15 protein-coding genes and 4 pseudogenes are annotated in these 19,419 nt (G+C 64.2%); 17 read left to right on the forward strand and 2 right to left on the reverse strand.

The window, feature by feature from the left end:
• The first annotated feature begins 74 nt into the window (after positions 1 to 74).
• The 10 genes and pseudogenes from ACM62G_RS03100 (at position 75) to ACM62G_RS03145 (ending at position 11,181) form a co-directional block, all read left to right on the forward strand.
• Complete coding sequence (locus ACM62G_RS03100; RefSeq protein WP_273826102.1) at positions 75 to 1,376, forward strand: urate hydroxylase PuuD; 1,302 nt, start codon at positions 75 to 77, stop codon at positions 1,374 to 1,376.
• A 226-nt stretch (positions 1,377 to 1,602) separates the two neighbouring features.
• The gene (locus tag ACM62G_RS03105; protein ID WP_054057799.1) at positions 1,603 to 2,958 is read left to right on the forward strand and encodes a nucleobase:cation symporter-2 family protein; all 1,356 of its coding nucleotides are present in this window, start codon (positions 1,603 to 1,605) and stop codon (positions 2,956 to 2,958) included.
• Positions 2,959 to 3,161: 203 nt separating this feature from the next.
• Positions 3,162 to 3,947 carry an outer membrane protein OmpK gene (locus ACM62G_RS03110; RefSeq protein WP_419736668.1) on the forward strand — a complete coding sequence of 262 codons (786 nt, stop codon included), beginning with the start codon at positions 3,162 to 3,164 and terminating at the stop codon, positions 3,945 to 3,947.
• 271 nt (positions 3,948 to 4,218) lie between these two features.
• Entirely contained in the window at positions 4,219 to 5,472 is a 1,254-nt protein-coding gene (locus ACM62G_RS03115; protein ID WP_419736669.1) for an OprD family porin, read from the forward strand.
• A 259-nt stretch (positions 5,473 to 5,731) separates the two neighbouring features.
• The gene (locus ACM62G_RS03120) at positions 5,732 to 6,556 is read left to right on the forward strand and encodes an NAD-dependent epimerase/dehydratase family protein (RefSeq protein WP_419736670.1); all 825 of its coding nucleotides are present in this window, start codon (positions 5,732 to 5,734) and stop codon (positions 6,554 to 6,556) included.
• Between the two features lie 32 nt (positions 6,557 to 6,588).
• Positions 6,589 to 7,476 (forward strand): SMP-30/gluconolactonase/LRE family protein, encoded by an 888-nt coding sequence (locus ACM62G_RS03125; RefSeq protein WP_419736671.1) that lies wholly within the window; start codon positions 6,589 to 6,591, stop codon positions 7,474 to 7,476.
• Positions 7,477 to 7,554: 78 nt separating this feature from the next.
• Positions 7,555 to 8,526: a TRAP transporter substrate-binding protein gene (locus ACM62G_RS03130; protein WP_419736672.1), complete on the forward strand. Its 972-nt coding sequence runs from the start codon at positions 7,555 to 7,557 to the stop codon at positions 8,524 to 8,526.
• 71 nt (positions 8,527 to 8,597) lie between these two features.
• Complete coding sequence (locus tag ACM62G_RS03135; protein ID WP_054059547.1) at positions 8,598 to 9,125, forward strand: TRAP transporter small permease; 528 nt, start codon at positions 8,598 to 8,600, stop codon at positions 9,123 to 9,125.
• Positions 9,126 to 10,405, forward strand: a pseudogene (locus ACM62G_RS03140) (TRAP transporter large permease). It abuts the gene before it with no gap.
• Between the two features lie 167 nt (positions 10,406 to 10,572).
• Positions 10,573 to 11,181, forward strand: coding sequence for a TetR/AcrR family transcriptional regulator (locus ACM62G_RS03145; RefSeq protein WP_419736673.1), 609 nt, complete (start codon positions 10,573 to 10,575; stop codon positions 11,179 to 11,181).
• 118 nt (positions 11,182 to 11,299) lie between these two features.
• On the opposite strand, the gene ACM62G_RS03150 is transcribed toward ACM62G_RS03145, so the two are convergent.
• Positions 11,300 to 11,740 carry a GlcG/HbpS family heme-binding protein gene (locus ACM62G_RS03150; protein ID WP_054059550.1) on the reverse strand — a complete coding sequence of 147 codons (441 nt, stop codon included), beginning with the start codon at positions 11,738 to 11,740 and terminating at the stop codon, positions 11,300 to 11,302.
• 261 nt (positions 11,741 to 12,001) lie between these two features.
• Here ACM62G_RS03150 and gcl point away from each other — a divergent pair.
• From gcl to ACM62G_RS03185, 7 genes and pseudogenes are all read left to right on the forward strand, one after another.
• Positions 12,002 to 13,776 (forward strand): annotated as a pseudogene (gene gcl / locus ACM62G_RS03155) (glyoxylate carboligase).
• 142 nt (positions 13,777 to 13,918) lie between these two features.
• Positions 13,919 to 14,701, forward strand: coding sequence for a hydroxypyruvate isomerase (gene hyi, locus ACM62G_RS03160; protein ID WP_419736674.1), 783 nt, complete (start codon positions 13,919 to 13,921; stop codon positions 14,699 to 14,701).
• Positions 14,702 to 14,743: 42 nt separating this feature from the next.
• A pseudogene (locus ACM62G_RS03165) lies at positions 14,744 to 15,633 on the forward strand (2-hydroxy-3-oxopropionate reductase).
• Between the two features lie 234 nt (positions 15,634 to 15,867).
• Positions 15,868 to 15,984 (forward strand): annotated as a pseudogene (locus ACM62G_RS03170) (hypothetical protein); the annotation flags it as partial.
• Positions 15,974 to 16,852, forward strand: coding sequence for an urea transporter (locus ACM62G_RS03175; RefSeq protein ID WP_419736675.1), 879 nt, complete (start codon positions 15,974 to 15,976; stop codon positions 16,850 to 16,852). The pseudogene ACM62G_RS03170 and the gene ACM62G_RS03175, both read left to right, overlap by 11 nt.
• Before the next feature lie 135 nt (positions 16,853 to 16,987).
• Positions 16,988 to 17,812: an ion transporter gene (locus tag ACM62G_RS03180; protein ID WP_416772378.1), complete on the forward strand. Its 825-nt coding sequence runs from the start codon at positions 16,988 to 16,990 to the stop codon at positions 17,810 to 17,812.
• A gap of 92 nt (positions 17,813 to 17,904) precedes the next feature.
• Complete coding sequence (locus ACM62G_RS03185) at positions 17,905 to 18,900, forward strand: sulfate ABC transporter substrate-binding protein (RefSeq protein WP_054064095.1); 996 nt, start codon at positions 17,905 to 17,907, stop codon at positions 18,898 to 18,900.
• 118 nt (positions 18,901 to 19,018) lie between these two features.
• Here the strand turns inward: ACM62G_RS03185 and ACM62G_RS03190 are convergent, their stop codons facing one another.
• Positions 19,019 to 19,414, reverse strand: coding sequence for a hypothetical protein (locus tag ACM62G_RS03190; RefSeq protein WP_419736676.1), 396 nt, complete (start codon positions 19,412 to 19,414; stop codon positions 19,019 to 19,021).
• Positions 19,415 to 19,419 lie beyond the last annotated feature (5 nt).

Here is a 19,419-nt window from a genome sequence, read left to right on the forward strand (position 1 = left end):
CGTTTTCACACCGTCTCCAATAAGAAAAGGCCTGATCGCCCTGCAAAAAGTGCGACGGGAGAGAGGTAAAGACTGTGGAAGCACATCTGTTGGAATGGCTGAACCTGAGCGTACGCTGGGTTCACATGATCACCGGCGTCGCCTGGATCGGCGCTTCGTTCTATTTCGTCTGGCTGGAAAACAACCTCAACCGGGTCAACCCCAGGACCGGCCTGGCCGGCGACCTGTGGGCCATCCACGGCGGCGGCATCTACCACCTGGAGAAGTACAAGCTGGCCCCGCCGAGCATGCCGGAGAACCTGCACTGGTTCAAATGGGAAGCCTACTTCACCTGGATGTCGGGCATCGCGCTGCTGTGCGTGGTGTTCTACTCCAATCCCCTGCTCTACCTGGTCGCCCCCGGCAGCGGCCTGAGTGGCGCCGAAGGCATTGCCATCGGCGTCGGCGCACTGGTCGCCGGCTGGTTCGTCTATGACTTTCTCTGCGACTCGCCGCTGGGCAAGCGGCCGGCCCTGCTCGGCCTGATCCTGTTCATCCTGCTGATCGCCGCGGCCTACGGCCTGAGCAAGGTGTTCAGCGGACGCGGAGCCTACCTGCACGTCGGGGCGATCATCGGCACCATCATGGTCGGCAACGTGTTCCGCATCATCATGCCGGCCCAGCGCGCGCTGGTGGCGGCCATCGCCGAGAACCGCACGCCGGACCCGGCCCTGCCGGCCAAGGGCCTGCTGCGCTCGCGCCACAACAACTACTTCACCCTGCCAGTGCTGTTCATCATGATCAGCAACCACTTCCCGAGCACCTACGGCAGCCCTTACAACTGGCTGATCCTGGCAGGGATCGCGGTGCTGGCGGTACTGGTGCGGCACTACTTCAACACCCGGCACAACAGCCAGAAGTTCGCCTGGACCCTGCCGGTCGCGGCGCTGGGCATGATCTGCCTGGCCTACGTCACCGGCCCGGCATCGAACCCGAGCGCCCCCGAAGTCGCCAGGACGCCGGCGAAGATCGAGTACCAGCCCTTGCCGGAAACCGCCCTCGGCGGTGGCCTCAAGCCGGCCCCGGCAGTGGAACCGAGCCCTCCCGCAACGGCGGCGACACCAGCCGCTGATGCCGTCGCCTTCGACAAGGTGCACAGCGTGATTCAGGAGCGTTGTGCGGTCTGTCATTCGGCCAAGCCCACCAGCCCGCTGTTCAGCAGCGCGCCGGCCGGGATCATGTTCGACACCCCGCAACAGATCCAGCAACTGGCCCCGCGTATCCAGGCCCAGGCCGTCGCGACCCAGATCATGCCCCTGGGCAACATCACCCAGATGACCCAGCAGGAACGTGACCTGATTGGCGCCTGGATCAACCAGGGGGCACACACCCCCTGAGGAGCACCAGGCCCCTGCAGGCTCAGGCGATGCGGCGATCCGACTTGCCCGCGAAAGGCCCCTCAAGGGCGCCAGGGACTTCGCGAGCAAGCTCGCTCCCACAGGTCAGCGGGCGACCTCGAGATCAGCGACCCACCGTGAAACGCCCGCCTTACCGACAACAGCAAGCGCTGTCGGCAACCACACAGCGCCAGAACCACAAGAATAAAAACATCCGAGGTGTTGCATGTCCGAGCTATCCGAACCGCGCATACCCGAAGCACCCGCCCTTGCCCGCCTGCCCCTGTTGCAGTTGCTGCTGGTGGGCCTGCAACACGTCCTGCTGATGTATGGCGGGGCCGTCGCCGTACCGCTGATCATCGGACAGGCCGCCGGCCTGAGTCGTGAGGAAATCGCCTTTCTGATCAATGCCGACCTGCTCGTGGCCGGCATCGCCACCCTGGTGCAATCCTTCGGCATCGGTCCGCTGGGCATTCGCATGCCGGTGATGATGGGCGCCAGCTTCGCCGCCGTCGGCAGCATGGTGGCCATGGCCGGCATGCCCGGCATCGGCATGACCGGGATCTTCGGCGCCACCATCGCCGCGGGCTTCTTCGGCATGCTGATCGCACCGTTCATGTCCAGGGTGGTGCGCTTCTTCCCGCCACTGGTCACCGGCACGGTGATCACCGCCATCGGCCTCTCGCTGTTTCCCGTGGCGGTCAACTGGGCTGGTGGCGGCAGCGCCGTGGCGCAGTTCGGCTCGCCGATCTACCTGACGGTCGCCGGCCTGGTGCTGGCGACCATCCTGCTGATCAACCGCTTCATGCGCGGTTTCTGGGTGAACATCTCGGTGCTGATCGGCATGGTCCTGGGCTACGTGCTGTCCGGCCTGATCGGCATGGTCGACCTCAGTGGCCTGGCCCAGGCACCGTGGCTCAAGGTGGTCACGCCGCTGCATTTCGGCCTGCCGCAATTCCACCTCGCGCCGATCCTCTCCATGTGCCTGGTGGTGGTGATCATCTTCGTCGAGTCCACCGGCATGTTCCTCGCCCTGGGCAAGATCACCGGCCAGGAAGTCACCCCACGGATGCTCCGCCGCGGCCTGCTGTGCGATGCCGGCGCCTCGTTCTTCGCCGGTTTCTTCAACACCTTCACCCATTCCTCGTTCGCCCAGAACATCGGCCTGGTGCAGATGACCGGCGTGCGCTGCCGTTCGGTGACCATGGTCGCCGGCGGCTTGCTGATCGTCCTCAGCCTGCTGCCCAAGGCGGCCTTCCTGGTGGCCTCGATTCCACCGGCAGTCCTCGGCGGCGCAGCCATCGCCATGTTCGGCATGGTCGCCGCCACCGGGATCAAGATTCTCCAGGAGGCCGACATCTCCGACCGCCGCAACCAGTTGCTGGTGGCCGTGAGCATCGGCATGGGCCTGATCCCCGTGGTCCGTCCGGAGTTCTTCGCGCACCTGCCGCAGTGGATGGGGCCGATCACCCACAGCGGGATCGCCATGGCGACCCTCAGCGCCGTCACCCTGAACCTGCTGTTCAACGTCCTCGGCGGAGCCGAACGGGCCGCCCTCAGTGGGCACGTGCACCCGCACTGAATGACCGGGGCGGCACGCGACAGGCTGCCCCGGTGCCAGCCTGAAACCTGTCGCCCAGCCCGGCGACGCTCTGTCGCGCGGGCTTGAGAGCACCGGCGTGCCTCTGTATCCTGCGCGCCCTCTCGTTTACAGCCGAAAAAAGGCGCCACACCAGAGCGCCGGACGACTTCGACGTCGAACTTCTTAACTTTGGGAGCAACCAGATGAAACGTACTTGCACGAGCCTGATGCTCGCGGCGACCCTGCTGTCGACCGGTGCCGCCGTGGCCGACGACCTGCTGCAGTGGCAGAACAACAGCCTGACCTACCTGTGGGGCAAGAATTTCGCGGTCAACCCGCAGATCCAGCAGACCGTCACCTTCGAGCACGCCGACGCCTGGAAATATGGCGACAACTTCTTCTTCCTAGATCGGATCTTCTACAACGGCAAGGCCGACGGCAATGTCGGCCCCAACACCTACTACGGCGAGTTCAGCCCACGCCTGTCGTTCGGCAAGATGCTCGACCAGAAGCTGGAATTCGGCCCGATCAAGGACGTGCTGCTGGCACTGACCTACGAGTTCGGCGAAGGCGACAGCGAATCCTACCTGTTCGGCCCGGGCTTTGACCTGGCGATCCCCGGTTTCGACTACTTCCAGTTGAACTTCTATCAGCGCCAGACCGAAGGCAACCGCCCTGGCGACAACGTCTGGCAGATCACGCCGGTCTGGTCCTACACCATCCCGGTGGGTGACTCCAATGTGCTGATCGACGGTTTCATGGACTGGGTGGTCGACAACGACCAGACCTCACGCGGCACCTACCACGCCAACCTGCACTTCAACCCGCAGATCAAGTACGACCTGGGCAAGGCTCTGCACTGGAGCGCCAAGCAGTTGTATGTGGGTATCGAGTACGACTACTGGAAGAACAAGTACGGCATCGAGGATTCCGGTGCATTCAAGACCAACCAGGACACCGCGAGCCTGCTGGTCAAGTACCACTTCTGAGGCAGAACGGGAGCCCGCCGGGCTCCCCGTTTACGGCATTGCCCCGGACGCCATCGCACAACCGCAAAAAGTACCGCCCCCTCTCCCGTCGAGCCCGACAGCTCCAACTCAAGCCTCCAAGCCAGGTTGCCCGCACTTCCTTGTGGCTTCCCCCTGTTTCCCGGCCTGCCTGCACGTTGACAAGGCGTTTTTCAGCTGTTGATAATCCGCTTAATGTTGTACGACGACGTATAACACCAATAACAATAAAAACCGCAGGAGCTTCACCCTCATGATGATGCGCCCCTCCCGATCGCTGTTACTGTCCGGCACTGCAAGCCTCGCCCTGACCCTACCCTCCCTGGCCTGTGCCGAGGGTTTCGTCGACGATGCCAGCGCCAACCTGAATCTGCGCAACGCCTACTTCAACCGCAACTTCACCAACCCGGCCTACCCCCAGGGCAAGGGCGAGGAATGGACGCAGAACTTCATCCTCGACGCCCGCTCCGGCTTCACCCAGGGCACCGTCGGTTTCGGCGTCGACGTGCTCGGCACCTTTTCCCAGAAGCTCGACGGCGGCAAAGGCACCGGCGGCACGCAACTGCTGCCGCTGGACCGTGACGGGCGCCCGGCGGACAACTTCGGCCGCCTGGACGTGGCGTTCAAGGCACGGATTTCCAAAACCGAGCTGAAGGTCGGCGAATGGATGCCGGTGCTGCCGATCCTCCGTTCCGACGACGGCCGCTCGCTGCCGCAGACCTTCCGCGGCGGCCAGGTCACCTCGAAGGAGATCGACGGCCTGACGCTGTACGGCGGCCAGTTCCAGAAGAACAGCCCGCGCAACGATTCGAGCATGACCGACATGTACATGCAGGGCAAAGCCGCCTTCACCTCCGACCGCTTCAACTTCGCCGGCGGCGAATACACCTTCAACGACAAGCGCACCCTGATCGGCCTCTGGAATGCCCAACTGAAGGACATCTACAGCCAGCAGTACGTCAATCTGGTACACAGCCAGCCACTGGGCGACTGGACCCTGGGGGCCAACCTCGGTTTCTTCTACGGCAAGGAAGACGGCAGCGCGCTGGCCGGCGACCTGGAGAACAGAACCTGGTCGGGCTTGTTCTCGGCCAAGTACGGCGGCAACACCTTCTACGTCGGCCTGCAGAAGCTCACCGGCGACAGCGCCTGGATGCGGGTCAACGGCACCAGCGGCGGCACCCTGGCCAACGACAGCTACAACAGCAGCTATGACAATGCGCAGGAAAAGTCCTGGCAGTTGCGCCATGACTACAACTTCGCCGCGCTGGGAATTCCGGGGCTGACCCTGATGAACCGCTACATCAGCGGTGACAACGTGCATGTCGGCGCGGTCACCGACGGCAAGGAATGGGGGCGTGAGTCGGAACTGGGCTACACCGTCCAGAGCGGCACCTTGCGCAACCTGAACATCCGCTGGCGCAACTCGAGCATCCGCAGGGACTACAGCACCAACGAGTTCGACGAGAACCGCCTGTTCATCAGTTATCCGATTTCGCTGCTGTAGCAGCGGTAGTCATTGTGAATGCATGACCTGTGGGAGCGCCGCCCGGCCGCCTCCCACAAGGGTCATGAATGAAAACCCAGACATGGGGAAACCTCGCCCCCTGAACTCGAAACATCTTGCAAAATCTACGACCGGCAATCACGACGAATCACTCACCCCATTACATTGACAAAGCCGTTTCGCGCTGACGATAATCCAGAAAAATGTCGTACGACAACGGACGACAGCACAACAATAAACCTCCGACCAGGGCCTCGCCATGACCCCAGCGACACCGACCCCGCCGCCCTTCAACCGTCTTCTGCTCACCGGCGCGGCCGGTGGCCTGGGCAAGGTACTGCGCGAGAGCCTGCGCCCCTACGCCCGTATCCTGCGCCTTTCCGATATCGCCGAAATGGCTCCGGCCATCGACGACCGCGAGGAAGTCCATCCCTGCGATCTCTCCGACAAGCAGGCGGTACATCATCTGGTCGAAGGCGTGGACGCGATCCTGCACTTCGGCGGCGTCTCGGTGGAGCGCTCCTTCGAGGAGATCCTCGGCGCCAACATCTGCGGCGTCTTCCACATCTACGAAGCCGCCCGCCGCCACGGCGTCAAGCGCGTGATCTTCGCCAGTTCCAACCATGTGATCGGCTTCTACAAGCAGAGCGAGACCCTCGACGCCCGCGCCCCGCATCGCCCGGACAGCTACTACGGGCTCTCCAAGTCCTACGGCGAGGACATGGCCAGCTTCTATTTCGATCGCTACGGCATCGAGACCGTCAGCATCCGCATCGGCTCGTCGTTCGCCCAGCCGCAGAACCGCCGCATGCTCAGCAGTTGGCTGAGCTTCGACGACCTGACCCAACTGCTCGAACGCGCCCTGTATACCCCGAACGTCGGCCACACCGTGGTCTACGGTGTCTCCGCCAACCGCTCCATCTGGTGGGACAACCACCTCGCCGCCCACCTCGGCTACCAGCCCAGGGACAGCTCCGAGCCGTTCCGCGCCGAGATCGAGACCCAGCCGGCACCGCCGGCGGACGACCCGACGCTGATCTACCAGGGCGGCGCCTTCGTCGCAGCCGGTCCCTTCGGCGACTGAGCAAGCCCCCATCTTCCGGCAAGGGAACCGCCATGGACGCTGAACTGATTCTCGACGCCCGCAACGCCACCGGGGAAAGCCCGGTGTGGAGCGTGCACGAACAGGCCCTCTACTGGGTCGACATCCCCGCCCGCCGCCTGCACCGCTGGAGCGCCGACAGTCGGCAGACCCGCAGTTGGCAAGCGCCGGAAATGCTCGCCTGCATCGCCCGCAGCCGCGACGGCAGCTGGATCGCCGGCCTGGAAAGCGGCCTGTTCCGCCTGCAGGTGGGCACCGAAGAACGCCTGCACAGCCAGCGGCTCACGGCAGTTCCCCATGCCCTTCCCAACATGCGCTTCAACGATGGCCGCTGCGACCGCCAGGGCCGCTTCTGGGCCGGCACCATGGTGATGGACATGGGCCTTGGCCGCCCCGCCGGTGCGCTGTATCGCTACGAGGCTGGGCAGACAGCACCGCTGGTGGCACAACTGGACGGGCTGATCGTGCCCAATGGCCTGGCGTTCAGCCCGGAGGGCAGGACGATGTACCTGTCCGACTCACACCCCGGCGTGCAATCGATCTGGGCCTTCGACTACGACCCGGACAGCGGCACGCCCTACAACCGCCGACTGTTCGTCGACATGCGGCAACATCCGGGACGCCCCGACGGCGCCGCCATGGATGTCGACGGTTGCTACTGGATCTGCGGCAATGACGACGGCCTGATCCATCGCTTCACGCCTGAAGGTCGCCTCGACCGCTCCCTCGCGGTGCCCGTGAAAAAGCCGGCCATGTGCGCCTTCGGCGGTCGCGACCTGGGCACCTTGTTCGTCACCTCGATCCGCCCCGGCGGCGATCTGCACGACCAGCCCCTGGCCGGCGGCGTGTTCGCCCTGCGGCCCGGCGTCCAAGGCCTGGAGGAACCTTTTTTCAACGCCTGATTCCCGGCGCCCAGCGGCGCCTGCAGCGAGTTTTGAACGAAGCAGCCAGACAATAACAACAAGACGGAGAATTGCCCCATGGACTTCAGACGCAAGCTTCTTGTCGCCGCACTCCCCCTCGCCTTCGGTTTCAGCCACCTGGCCCAGGCCCTGGAAATCAAGTTCGCCGACGTTCACCCGGCCGGCTACCCCACCGTGGTCGCCGAGGAAAACATGGGCAAGGCACTGGCCCGGCAGAGCAACGGCCAACTGACCTTCAAGATGTTCTCCGGCGGCGTGCTCGGCTCGGAAAAGGAAGTGGTCGAGCAGACCCAGATCGGCGCGATCCAGATGGCCCGGGTCAGCCTCGGCATCGTCGGCCCGGTAGTGCCGGACGTGAACGTGTTCAACATGCCCTTCGTGTTCCGTGACCAGGCGCACATGCGCAAGATCATCGACGGCGAGATCGGCCAGGAGATCCTCGACAAGATCACCCAGTCCGAATTCAACCTGGTGGCCCTGGCCTGGATGGATGGCGGCACCCGCAACCTCTACACCAAGAAACCGGTACGCAGCCTGGCCGACCTCAAGGGCATGAATATTCGCGTACAGGGCAACCCGCTGTTCATCGAAACCATCAACGCCATGGGCGGCAACGGCATCGCCATGGACACCGGCGAAATCTTCAGCGCCCTGCAGACCGGGGTCATCGATGGCGCGGAAAACAACCCGCCGACCCTGCTCGAACACAACCACTACCAGAACGCCAAATACTACGCCCTGACCGGTCACCTGATCCTCCCGGAACCGCTGGTGATCTCCAAAAGCACTTGGGAGAAGCTCACCCCCGAACAGCAGACCCTGGTCCGCCAGGCCGCCCGCCAGGCGCAGCTGGAACAGCGTGCCCTGTGGGATGCCAAGTCCGCCAGCAGCGAAGAGAAGCTCAAGGCCGCCGGCGTCGAGTTCGTCGAAGTCGACAGGAAACCCTTCTACGAGGCCACCGCCCCGATCCGCCAGAAATACGGCGCCCCCTACGCCGAGCTGATGAGCCGCATCGAAGCGGTCGAGTAACGCCCCCACCCACATGGAAGGCCCGCCGCCATGCGCGCCCAGCGCGGACCGGCGGGTAACGGTGAAATCCGATGAAGAATCTCGTGCTGCTGATCAACGATCGGCTCTACATGGCCTGTGTCTGGGTCGCGGGCCTGGCGATCCTCGCCATCAGCCTGATCATCCCCTGGGGCATCTTCGCCCGCTATGTCCTCGGCACCGGCTCCAGTTGGCCGGAGCCCACCGCGATCCTGCTGATGATGGTGTTCACCTTCATCGGCGCAGCCTCCAGCTACCGCGCCGGCGCGCACATGGCCGTGGCCATGCTGACCGACCGCCTGAACCCTGCCCTGCGCTCGGCTGCCGCGCTGGTCGCGCAGGTACTGATGGCGACCATCTGCCTGTTCATGACCGTCTGGGGCGCCAAGCTCTGCGCCTCGACCTGGAACCAGTTCATGAGCGCACTGCCGACCTTGCGGGTCGGCATCAGCTACATGCCGATCCCCGTGGGCGGTTGCCTGACCCTGGTGTTCGTCCTGGAAAAACTCCTGCTGGGCGACCAGAGCCAGCGCCGCGTGGTGCGTTTCGACCTGGTCGAAGAAAACGAAGGAGCCGTGTGAATGGACGCCGTGATCCTGTTGGGCAGTTTTATCCTGCTGATCCTCATCGGCATGCCGGTGGCCTACGCCCTCGGGCTCTCGGCGCTGATCGGCGCCTGGTGGATCGACATCCCGTTCCAGGCCCTGATGATCCAGGTCGCCGGCGGCGTGAACAAGTTCTCGCTGATGGCGATTCCGTTCTTCGTCCTCGCCGGCGCGATCATGGCCGAGGGCGGCATGTCGCGGCGGCTGGTGGCGTTCGCCGGGGTGCTGGTGGGTTTCGTCCGCGGCGGCCTGTCCCTGGTGAACATCATGGCCTCGACCTTCTTCGGGGCGATTTCCGGTTCGTCGGTGGCCGACACCGCCTCGGTCGGCTCGGTGCTGATTCCGGAGATGGAGCGCCGCGGCTACCCGCGCGACTTCTCCACCGCAGTCACGGTCAGCGGCTCGGTCCAGGCCCTGCTGACCCCACCCAGCCACAACTCGGTGCTCTACTCGCTGGCGGCCGGCGGCACGGTGTCCATCGCCTCGCTGTTCATGGCCGGGGTGGTGCCGGGCCTGCTGATGAGCGCCTGCCTGATGGTGCTGTGCCTGATCTTCGCGAAAAAGCGCGACTACCCCAAGGGCGAAGTCATTCCCCTGCGCCAGGCCCTGAAGATCTGCGCCGATGCGCTATGGGGCCTGATGGCCATGGTGATCATTCTCGGCGGGATTCTCTCGGGGTGTTCACCGCGACCGAGTCGGCGGCGATTGCGGTGCTCTGGTCATTCTTCGTAACCATGTTCATCTACCGCGACTACCAGTGGCGCGAGCTGCCCAAGCTGATGCATCGCACCGTGCGAACCATCTCCATCGTGATGATCCTGATCGGCTTCGCCGCCAGCTTCGGCTACATCATGACCCTGATGCAGATCCCGGCGAAGATCACCACGCTGTTCCTGACCCTGTCGGACAACCGCTACGTGATCCTGATGTGCATCAACGCCATGCTGCTGTTGCTCGGCACGGTGATGGACATGGCGCCGCTGATCCTGATCCTCACGCCGATCCTGATGCCGGTGATTCTCGGCATCGGCGTCGACCCGGTGCACTTCGGCATGATCATGCTGGTGAACCTGGGGATCGGCCTGATCACCCCGCCGGTGGGCGCGGTGCTGTTCGTCGGCTCGGCGGTGGGCAAGGTCAGCATCGAGAAGACCGTGACCGCACTGCTGCCGTTCTACGGCGTGCTGTTCCTGGTGCTGATGGCCGTGACCTACATCCCGGCGCTGTCGCTCTGGCTGCCGCGCCTGGTGCTGTAGAGCCGCCATTGCCGAGAGCCGCCGAAACGGGCGGCCGGGTGAAGAAAAACCACCTGCCATGCCCGCCTCGCCTGCCTTGGCGGGCGCGCGGGCAGGCAATCTTGGCCTGCCGCAGACCCGGTGCTACCATGCCCAACCGCCCGGACAGGCAAGGAATGACCCGCTTTATGAGCACCATCCGCGAACGCAACAAAGAACTGATCCTGCGCGCAGCCAGTGAAGAGTTCGCCGACAAGGGGTTCGCCGCCACCAAGACCAGCGACATCGCCGCCCGGGCCGGCCTGCCCAAGCCCAACGTCTACTACTACTTCAAGTCCAAGGACAATCTCTACCGCGAGGTGCTGGAAAGCATCATCGAACCGATCCTGCAGGCCTCGACGCCGTTCAATCCCGACGGCGTGCCGGGCGAGGTGCTGGCCGGCTACATCCGTTCGAAGATCCGCATCTCCCGCGATCTGCCGGCGGCGTCCAAGGTGTTCGCCAGCGAGATCATGCACGGCGCTCCGCACCTGAGCCCCGACCTGGTCGAACAGCTCAACGCCCAGGCCCGGCACAACATCGAGTGTATCCAGAGCTGGATCGACCGCGGCCAGATCGCCCCGGTCGATCCCAACCACCTGATGTTCACCATCTGGGCCGCGACCCAGACCTATGCCGACTTCGACTGGCAGATCTCGGCGATCACCGGCAAGGCCAAGCTCGATGACGCCGACTATGAAGCGGCGACGCAGACCATCGTGCGGCTGGTGCTCAAGGGATGCGAGCTCGACCAGTAAAACGAGGCGCCCCTTTCGCGGGCAAGCCACGCGCCTACAGTACGGGGCGAACAGCAGATTTGTGTGCACACGTTTCCTGTAGGAGCAGGGCTTGCCCGCGAAAAGGCGCTCACCTGAATCAGGCTGATACCCCCGCATCCGCCGTCAGCCCCAATGCCTCGATCGCACTGATCGCGCACTGCTCGTCGATATCCGACGTATCGCCACTGATGCCGATTGCCCCCACCACCTGCCCGGCCTGATCGCGGATCAGCACCCCACCCGGCGCCGGTACCACACTGCCCTGCCCCAACCCGTTCAAGGCGGCGATGAACGCCGGCCGCTGCTGCGCATCCAGCGCCAGCAGACGCGAGCCCTTGCCCAGGGCGATCGCGCCCCAGGCCTTGCCGATGGCGATCTGCGGCCGCAACAGACTGGCTCCGTCCTCCCGCTGCAAAGTCACCAGATGCCCGCCACCATCGAGTACCGCAATGGTCAGCGGCGCCGCGCACATCATCCGTCCCGCAGCGATCGCCTGACCGGCCAGGCTGACTGCGACTTTCAGGGTTAAAGCGCTCATGGGTGCCGTCCTCATTGTTTTGGAAAGTCTTTGGCGCTCCGCGCGGGAGCAATTCCGCATCACAAATAGAACACAATAAAATATGTTTTTGTATACAAAAAATTCAAATCACTGACAAAATGTCGCAAGCTCCGCGTTTTTTGTGATCCGGACGAATGCCACGCCGATTCAAGAAAATGAATTGACCTGCGCCATTGGCCGTGAATACACTCGATGAAAAGTCACTTGTATACAATTACAAAACCTAAGAGGCACAAAACAATGAGCAAAATGAGAGCAATCGAAGCTGCCGTGTGGGTGATGCGCCGCGAAGGGGTCGACACCGCCTTCGGCATTCCCGGCGCCGCCATCAACCCGCTGTACTCGGCACTACAGAAAGTCGGCGGCATCGATCACGTCCTCGCGCGCCACGTTGAAGGTGCCTCGCACATGGCCGAGGGCTATACCCGCACCAAGGCCGGCAACATCGGCGTGTGCATCGGCACCTCGGGCCCAGCCGGCACCGACATGGTCACCGGCCTGTACAGCGCCAGCGCCGACTCGATCCCGATCCTCTGCATTACCGGCCAGGCGCCCCGTGCCCGCCTGCACAAGGAAGACTTCCAGGCCGTGGACATCACCAGCATCGTCAAGCCGGTGACCAAGTGGGCGACCACCGTGCTGGAGCCGGGCCAGGTGCCCTATGCCTTCCAGAAAGCCTTTTACGAAATGCGTTCGGGCCGCCCCGGCCCGGTGCTGATCGACCTGCCCTTCGACGTGCAGATGGCCGAAATCGAATTCGACATCGACGCCTACCAGCCGCTGCCGCTGGTCAAGCCCGGCGCCACGCGGATCCAGGCCGAGAAGGCTCTGGCCCTGCTCGACCAGGCCGAACGGCCACTGCTGGTGGCCGGCGGGGGATCATCAACGCCGACGCCAGCGAACTGCTGGTGGAGTTCGCCGAGCTGACCGGCATCCCGGTGATCCCGACCCTGATGGGCTGGGGCAGCCTGCCCGACGATCACCCGCTGATGGTCGGCATGGTCGGCCTGCAGACCTCGCACCGCTACGGCAACGCCACTCTGCTCAAGTCCGACCTGGTGCTGGGCATCGGCAACCGCTGGGCCAACCGCCACACCGGCTCGGTGGAGGTCTACACCGAAGGCCGCAAGTTCATCCATGTCGATATCGAGCCGACCCAAATCGGCCGGGTATTCACCCCCGACCTGGGCATCGTCTCCGACGCGGCCTCGGCCCTGACCGTTTTCATCGACGTGGCCCGCGAATGGCAGGCCGCCGGCAAGCTGAGGAACCGCAGCGCCTGGCTCAAGGATTGCCAGCAGCGCAAGGCCACCCTGCAGCGCAAGACCCACTTCGACAACGTGCCGGTCAAGCCGCAACGTGTCTACGAGGAGATGAACCTGGCGTTCGACAAGGACACCTGCTACGTCAGCACCATTGGCCTGTCGCAGATCGCCGGTGCGCAGTTCCTCCACGTCTACAAGCCGCGCCACTGGATCAACTGCGGCCAGGCCGGCCCACTGGGCTGGACCATTCCGGCCGCGCTCGGGGTGGTCAAGGCCGATCCGCAGCGCAAGGTGGTGGCGCTGTCGGGCGACTACGACTTCCAGTTCATGATCGAAGAGCTGGCGGTGGGTGCACAGTTCAAGCTGCCGTACATCCACGTGGTGGTGAACAACTCCTACCTGGGGCTGATCCGCCAGGCCCAGCGCGGCTTCGACATGGACTACTGCGTGCAGTTGTCCTTCGACAACCTGAACGCGCCGCAACTGAACGGTTATGGCGTCGACCACGTGGCCGTGGCCGAGGGCCTGGGCTGCAAGGCGCTGCGCGTGTTCGAGCCGGACCAGATCCAGCCGGCACTGCGCCAGGCCCGGGAACTGATCGAGGAGTTCAGGGTACCGGTGGTGGTCGAAATCATCCTCGAGCGCGTCACCAACATTTCCATGGGCACCGAGATCAACGCCATCAACGAGTTCGAGGACCTGGCCCTGGTCGGCAACGATGCGCCGACCGCCATCGCGCTGCTCGACTGACTCCTCTGTGAATGTGGGAGCGGCCGGCCGACGCTCGGTTGCCCGCGAAGCGCCTGAAGGCCCGCGGCCCTCTTCGCGGGCAAGCCCGCTCCTACACCGCCTGAGTAGCCAGCAACCCGCCGTATCAACACCGGAGACCGCCATGCCACGTTTTGCCGCCAACCTGTCCATGCTGTTCACCGAACAGGACTTCCTCGCCCGCTTCAAGGCCGCCGCCGATGCCGGCTTCAGCGGCGTGGAATACCTGTTCCCCTACGATTTCAGTTCCGCCGAGATCAAGGCGCAACTCGACGCCCACGGCCTGACCCAGGTGCTGTTCAACCTGCCCGCCGGCGATTGGACCAAGGGTGAGCGCGGCATCGCCTGCCACCCGGATCGCGTCGAGGAATTCCGCGGCGGTGTCGACCTGGCCATCGACTACGCCCAGGTGCTCGGCAACAGCCAGATCAACTGCCTGGCCGGGATTCGCCCACAGGGTTTCGACGAAGCCTTCCTGGAGAAGACCCTGGTCGAGAACCTCAGGTACGCCGCGGACAAGCTCCAGGCCGCCGGCATCCGGCTGGTGATGGAAGCGATCAACACCCGCGACATTCCCGGTTTCTACCTCAACACCACGGCCCAGGCCCTGTCGATTCGCGAACAGGTCGGCAGCGCCAACCTGTTCCTGCAATACGACATCTACCACATGCAGGTCATGGAAGGAGACCTGGCCCGGACCCTGAGCAATCACCTGGGCGAAATCAATCACGTCCAGCTCGCCGACAACCCGGGCCGCAACGAGCCCGGCACCGGCGAGATCAATTACCGCTTCCTGTTCGAACACCTGGACCGCATCGGCTACCAGGGCTGGGTCGGCTGCGAATACAAGCCGCTGACCACCACCGAGGCGAGCCTCGGCTGGCTGAAGAGCCACAACGCGATCTGAACGCTTCCCCTCCTTTGGCACAGGTAACAAGAGGATTTTCTCATGGCTAAAATCGGTTTCATCGGCACCGGCATCATGGGCCACCCCATGGCTTCGAACCTGCAGAAGGCAGGCCACAGCCTGTTCCTTTCCCAGCACCACGCCAGCGCTCCGGCCGACCTGGTCGCAGCCGGTGCGGTGGCCCTGGCCAACCCCCGGGAAGTGGCCCAGGAGGCCGAGTTCATCATCGTCATGGTGCCCGACACCCCGCAGGTGGAAGACGTGCTGTTTCGTGCCGACGGGATTGCCGCCGGCGCCGGCCCGGGCAAGATCGTCATCGACATGAGCTCGATCTCGCCCAGCGCCACCAAGGCCTTCGCCGCGAAGATCAACGAAAAAGGCGCGCAGTACCTGGATGCTCCGGTGTCGGGTGGCGAGGTCGGAGCCAAGGCCGCGACCCTGAGCATCATGGTCGGCGGCGACAGCCAGGCCTTTGCCCGCGCTCTGCCACTGTTCCAGAACATGGGCAGGAACATCACCCTGGTCGGCGCCAACGGCGATGGCCAGACCGCCAAGGTGGCGAACCAGATCATCGTCGCCCTGAACATCCAGGCAGTGGCCGAGGCACTGCTGTTCGCGGCGAAGAACGGTGCCGACCCGGCCAAGGTGCGTGAAGCGCTGATGGGCGGCTTCGCCTCGTCGAAGATTCTCGAAGTCCATGGCGAACGCATGATCAAGGGCACCTTCAACCCGGGCTTTCGTATCAACCTGCACCAGAAGGACCTCAACCTGGCCCTGGCCGGCGCCCGCGAGCTGGGTATCAACCTGCCCAACACCGCCAACGCCCAGCAGGTGTTCAGCACCTGTGCGGCCATCGGTGGCAGCGAATGGGACCACTCGGCGCTGATCAAGGGCTGGAGCATATGGCCAACTTCTCGATCCGCGACCAGTAACTCCCGTTTCCCGCTCGGAACCTGCACCTGTGAAACGCCTGCTTCTGTGGGAGCAGGATTTATCCGCGAACAAGCGCCACCCGCTTCGCGGATGAGTCCGGCCCCCACAGGGGTGAGCCTCGACAGCATTCGGTCCCTAGAAGAATCTTGCCCGCCATTACATAACAATAAATCCGGGAGCCCGCCATGTCGGTCGATCCGCAAGAATTCCTGCGTCAGTTGTTTGCCACGGCCTTCGCCGCGCTGGACGCGCTGGTCGTCACCGAGCCGACCCGAACAAACGTCAACGACCTGCGCGCCATCCTGATTCTCGACAGCGCGAGCCAGGAGCGCACTGCACATGACGCCTGACAAGAAAGTCAAAATCCTCGCCACCCTCGGCCCGGCCACCTGCGACTGCCCCGACTGGGCCACCGCCCTGTTCAACGGTTTCAGTCAGATCGTCCTCCAGCGCCATCCGCTCTGCGGCCTGTTCTGCCTGCTGGCAATCCTCTGCGGCGCCCCGGGCCTGCTCGGCGGCGCCCTGCTCGGTGGTCTCGCCGGCCTGATCACGGCCCAGCGCCGTGGCTATCCCAAGGCCGAACGCCAGGCCGGCCTGTACAGCTACAACGGCGTCCTGCTGGGCCTGCTGATCGGCCTGCATCTCCCCTGGTCACCGCTGTTGCCGCTGCTGATCATCGCCGCCGGCGGCCTGAGCGCGATACTCGTGCGCCACTGGCCGAGGAGCCTGCCGACCTATACCGCGCCCTTTGTCCTGCTCGGCTGGACACTGCTGGCGTTCAGCACGCACCTTGCGCCAGAGGCAGCCCCGGCCGAAGCGGATCTGCCCAGGCTGCTGCAAGCGATCTCCAAGGGTTTCGGGCAGATCATGTTCCTCGACGAGCCACTGGCAGGCGGCCTGATACTGACCGGTTTGCTGCTGGCCAACCGGCGGGCGGCGCTGTGGGCAGTGCTCGGCAGTGGCATGGGACTGGTGTTCGGCCTTTGCAGCGAAGCCAGCCCGGCCCTGGCGGGACTGAACGGCTACAACGCCGCCCTCGCCGGACTGGCCCTGAGCCCATTGCAGCGCCGCCCCTGGCTGGCACTGGGCGGCATGCTCCTGGCGATCCTGCTGACACCGGCCCTCGCCAGCCTGGGCCTGTCGCCACTGACCGCACCGTTCATCCTCGCCTGCTGGCTGAGCCGGGCCGTGGCGCGGATGCGGCGTCCGCCCCTGTGAAAACGGCGACAGCCGGGACGGCACGCAAGGCCTGGGGCCGCCGTAGTGCGCGGTAACGCACCCACGCCGGTCCCGGCTTGCGGATTGCCCGCCCTTGCCCCACCCTTGCGGCATCGACCACTTGGGCAACACCTCATGAACAGCAACAACGACTGGCGCCAACGGCTCTACGTCATGATTTTTCAAACCGATACCGTCGCCGGCAGGCGCTTCGACAAGATCCTTCTGCTGATCATCCTCGCCAGCCTGGTGACGGTGGTCCTGGACAGCATCGAGAACATCCACCAGAACTACGCCGGCCTCCTCGCCGGGATCGAATGGGGCTTCACGCTGATCTTCGCCGCCGAGTACCTGGTGCGCCTCTACTGCTCGCCACGGCCGCTGCGCTATGCCTTCAGCTTCTATGGGCTGGTCGACCTGCTGGCGATCGTGCCGGGGATCCTCGCGCTGTACTACAGCGATGCGCAGTACCTGCTGATCATCCGCATCATCCGCATGCTGCGGATCTTCCGCGTGCTCAAGCTCGCACCCTATCTCAGGCAGGCCCACTACCTGCTCGACGCGCTGCGCGGCAGCAAGCAGAAGATCCTGGTGTTCCTGTTCGGCGTGTGCACCCTGGTGACCGTGTTCGGTACCCTGATGTATGTGATCGAAGGCCCCGAGCACGGCTTCACCAGCATCCCCAAGGGCATCTACTGGGCGATCGTCACCCTGACCACGGTCGGCTATGGCGATATCGTGCCCAGGACCGTGCTGGGGCAGATCATTTCGTCGCTGGTGATGATCACCGGTTACTCGATCATCGCCGTGCCCACCGGGATCTTCACCGCCGAACTGGCCACGGCCCTGCGCGGCGAACAGCTCAAGCATGCGTGCCCGGTGTGTCGCAAGGACAGCCATGAACCCGCGGCGGCCTTCTGCTCCCGTTGCGGCAATGCGTTGTTCAAGAAGCTGGAATAAGCAAAGTACTTTTTAATCTTTTAGCGACTATGCGCTCGCCGTTATAGTTGCTGGCAAATTGCCCTCTCTCTGACCCGAACAAGGAATGCGCAGTGAAAAAACTCTTTGGCGCCTCGCTCCTGGCCGCTGGCCTGGCCTTCGGTGGCATCGCCCAGGCCGCCCCGACCCTGCTGAACGTGTCCTACGATGTGATGCGGGACTTCTACAAGGACTATAACAGCGCCTTCCAGAAGCACTGGCAGGCCGAGCACAACGAAAACGTCACCGTGCAGATGTCCTTCGGCGGCTCCAGCAAACAGGCGCGTGCCGTGATCGACGGCCTGCCGGCGGATGTGATCACCATGAACATGGCGACCGACATCAACGCCCTGGCGGACAACGGCAAGCTGGTACCGGAGAACTGGGTCACCCGTCTGCCGAACAACAGTGCGCCGTTCACCTCGGCCACCGTGTTCATTGTGCGCAAGGGCAATCCGAAGGCATTGAAGGACTGGCCGGACCTGCTCAAGGAAGGCGTGCAAGTGGTCGTGCCGAACCCCAAGACCTCGGGTAACGGTCGCTACACCTACCTGTCGGCATGGGGCTATGTGCTGAAGAACGGCGGCGACGAGAACAAGGCCAGGGACTTCGTCGGCAAGCTGTTCAAGCAGGTGCCGGTGCTGGATACCGGTGGCCGTGCCGCCACCACCACCTTCATGACCAACCAGATCGGCGACGTGCTGGTGACCTTCGAGAACGAAGCGGAAATGATTGCCCGCGAGTTCGGTCGCGACCAGTTCGAAGTCATCTACCCGAGCGTTTCCGCCGAGGCCGAGCCGCCGGTGAGCGTGGTCGACAAGGTGGTGGACAAGAAAGGCAGCCGTGCGGCGGCCGAGGAATACCTGAAGTACCTGTGGTCACCGGAAGGCCAGGAAATCGCTGCGGCGAACTACCTGCGTCCGCGTGATCCGAAGGTACTGGCGAAGTTCACCGACCGCTTCCCGAAAGTCGACTTCCTCTCGGTGGAGAAGACCTTCGGCGACTGGCGCACGGTGCAGAAGACCCACTTCAATGACGGTGGCGTGTTCGACCAGATCTATGGCAAGTAAGTAATACCCCGCCCCCCGAGCATTCCCACGCTCCGCGTGGGAATACCTCTCTGGACGCTCGGCGTCCGCTCTTGTGACGCAGAACGTGTACGCCTTGCAGGCGCCGGGCGCCTAGAGGTTACTGCGCGAACTGCTTGCCCAACCCCGGCGGCACGCCATGGATGTCGGTTTCTTCCCAGGGCCCGTTGGGGCTGATCGAACGGCTCCAGCCGTTGTCCCAGCGATAGTAGGTGCGCTGGCGATAGAAGGTGTTGGGCTGGTTGTCGAGCACGTACACACCCATTTGCCCGTCCCAGTGGCTGCGACCGCCAGGCGGTGGGGCAAAGGTCGCCGAAGTGCTCGGGCGCGGCCTGGTCGCCGGAATCGGCTTGCCCGGTGTTGCCGGGGGATAGGGCTTGGTCGTCGGGACGGACGGCGGGATCGTCGGGCCCGTCGGCGCCGGCGGGCGCTGGACCGTACAGGCGCTCAACCCCAGGACCAGCGTTAACAGGGTGAGGCGAGCGATGGCGGTCATGGCGG

The sequence above is a fragment of the Pseudomonas sp. COR18 genome, from assembly GCF_048568395.1.
Taxonomy (GTDB): Bacteria; Pseudomonadota; Gammaproteobacteria; order Pseudomonadales; family Pseudomonadaceae; genus Aquipseudomonas; species Aquipseudomonas fuscovaginae_B.

Bases quoted from the DNA above. Each gene is read 5' to 3' on its own strand.
- ACM62G_RS03105 (WP_054057799.1), top strand. From the start codon at position 1,603: ATGTCCGAGCTATCCGAACCGCGCATACCCGAAGCACCCGCCCTTGCC.
- ACM62G_RS03110 (WP_419736668.1), top strand. From the start codon at position 3,162: ATGAAACGTACTTGCACGAGCCTGATGCTCGCGGCGACCCTGCTGTCG.
- ACM62G_RS03115 (WP_419736669.1), top strand. From the start codon at position 4,219: ATGATGATGCGCCCCTCCCGATCGCTGTTACTGTCCGGCACTGCAAGC.
- ACM62G_RS03120 (WP_419736670.1), top strand. From the start codon at position 5,732: ATGACCCCAGCGACACCGACCCCGCCGCCCTTCAACCGTCTTCTGCTC.
- ACM62G_RS03125 (WP_419736671.1), top strand. From the start codon at position 6,589: ATGGACGCTGAACTGATTCTCGACGCCCGCAACGCCACCGGGGAAAGC.
- ACM62G_RS03130 (WP_419736672.1), top strand. From the start codon at position 7,555: ATGGACTTCAGACGCAAGCTTCTTGTCGCCGCACTCCCCCTCGCCTTC.
- ACM62G_RS03135 (WP_054059547.1), top strand. From the start codon at position 8,598: ATGAAGAATCTCGTGCTGCTGATCAACGATCGGCTCTACATGGCCTGT.
- ACM62G_RS03145 (WP_419736673.1), top strand. From the start codon at position 10,573: ATGAGCACCATCCGCGAACGCAACAAAGAACTGATCCTGCGCGCAGCC.
- ACM62G_RS03150 (WP_054059550.1), bottom strand. From the start codon at position 11,740: ATGAGCGCTTTAACCCTGAAAGTCGCAGTCAGCCTGGCCGGTCAGGCG.
- hyi (WP_419736674.1), top strand. From the start codon at position 13,919: ATGCCACGTTTTGCCGCCAACCTGTCCATGCTGTTCACCGAACAGGAC.
- ACM62G_RS03175 (WP_419736675.1), top strand. From the start codon at position 15,974: ATGACGCCTGACAAGAAAGTCAAAATCCTCGCCACCCTCGGCCCGGCC.
- ACM62G_RS03180 (WP_416772378.1), top strand. From the start codon at position 16,988: ATGAACAGCAACAACGACTGGCGCCAACGGCTCTACGTCATGATTTTT.
- ACM62G_RS03190 (WP_419736676.1), bottom strand. From the start codon at position 19,414: ATGACCGCCATCGCTCGCCTCACCCTGTTAACGCTGGTCCTGGGGTTG.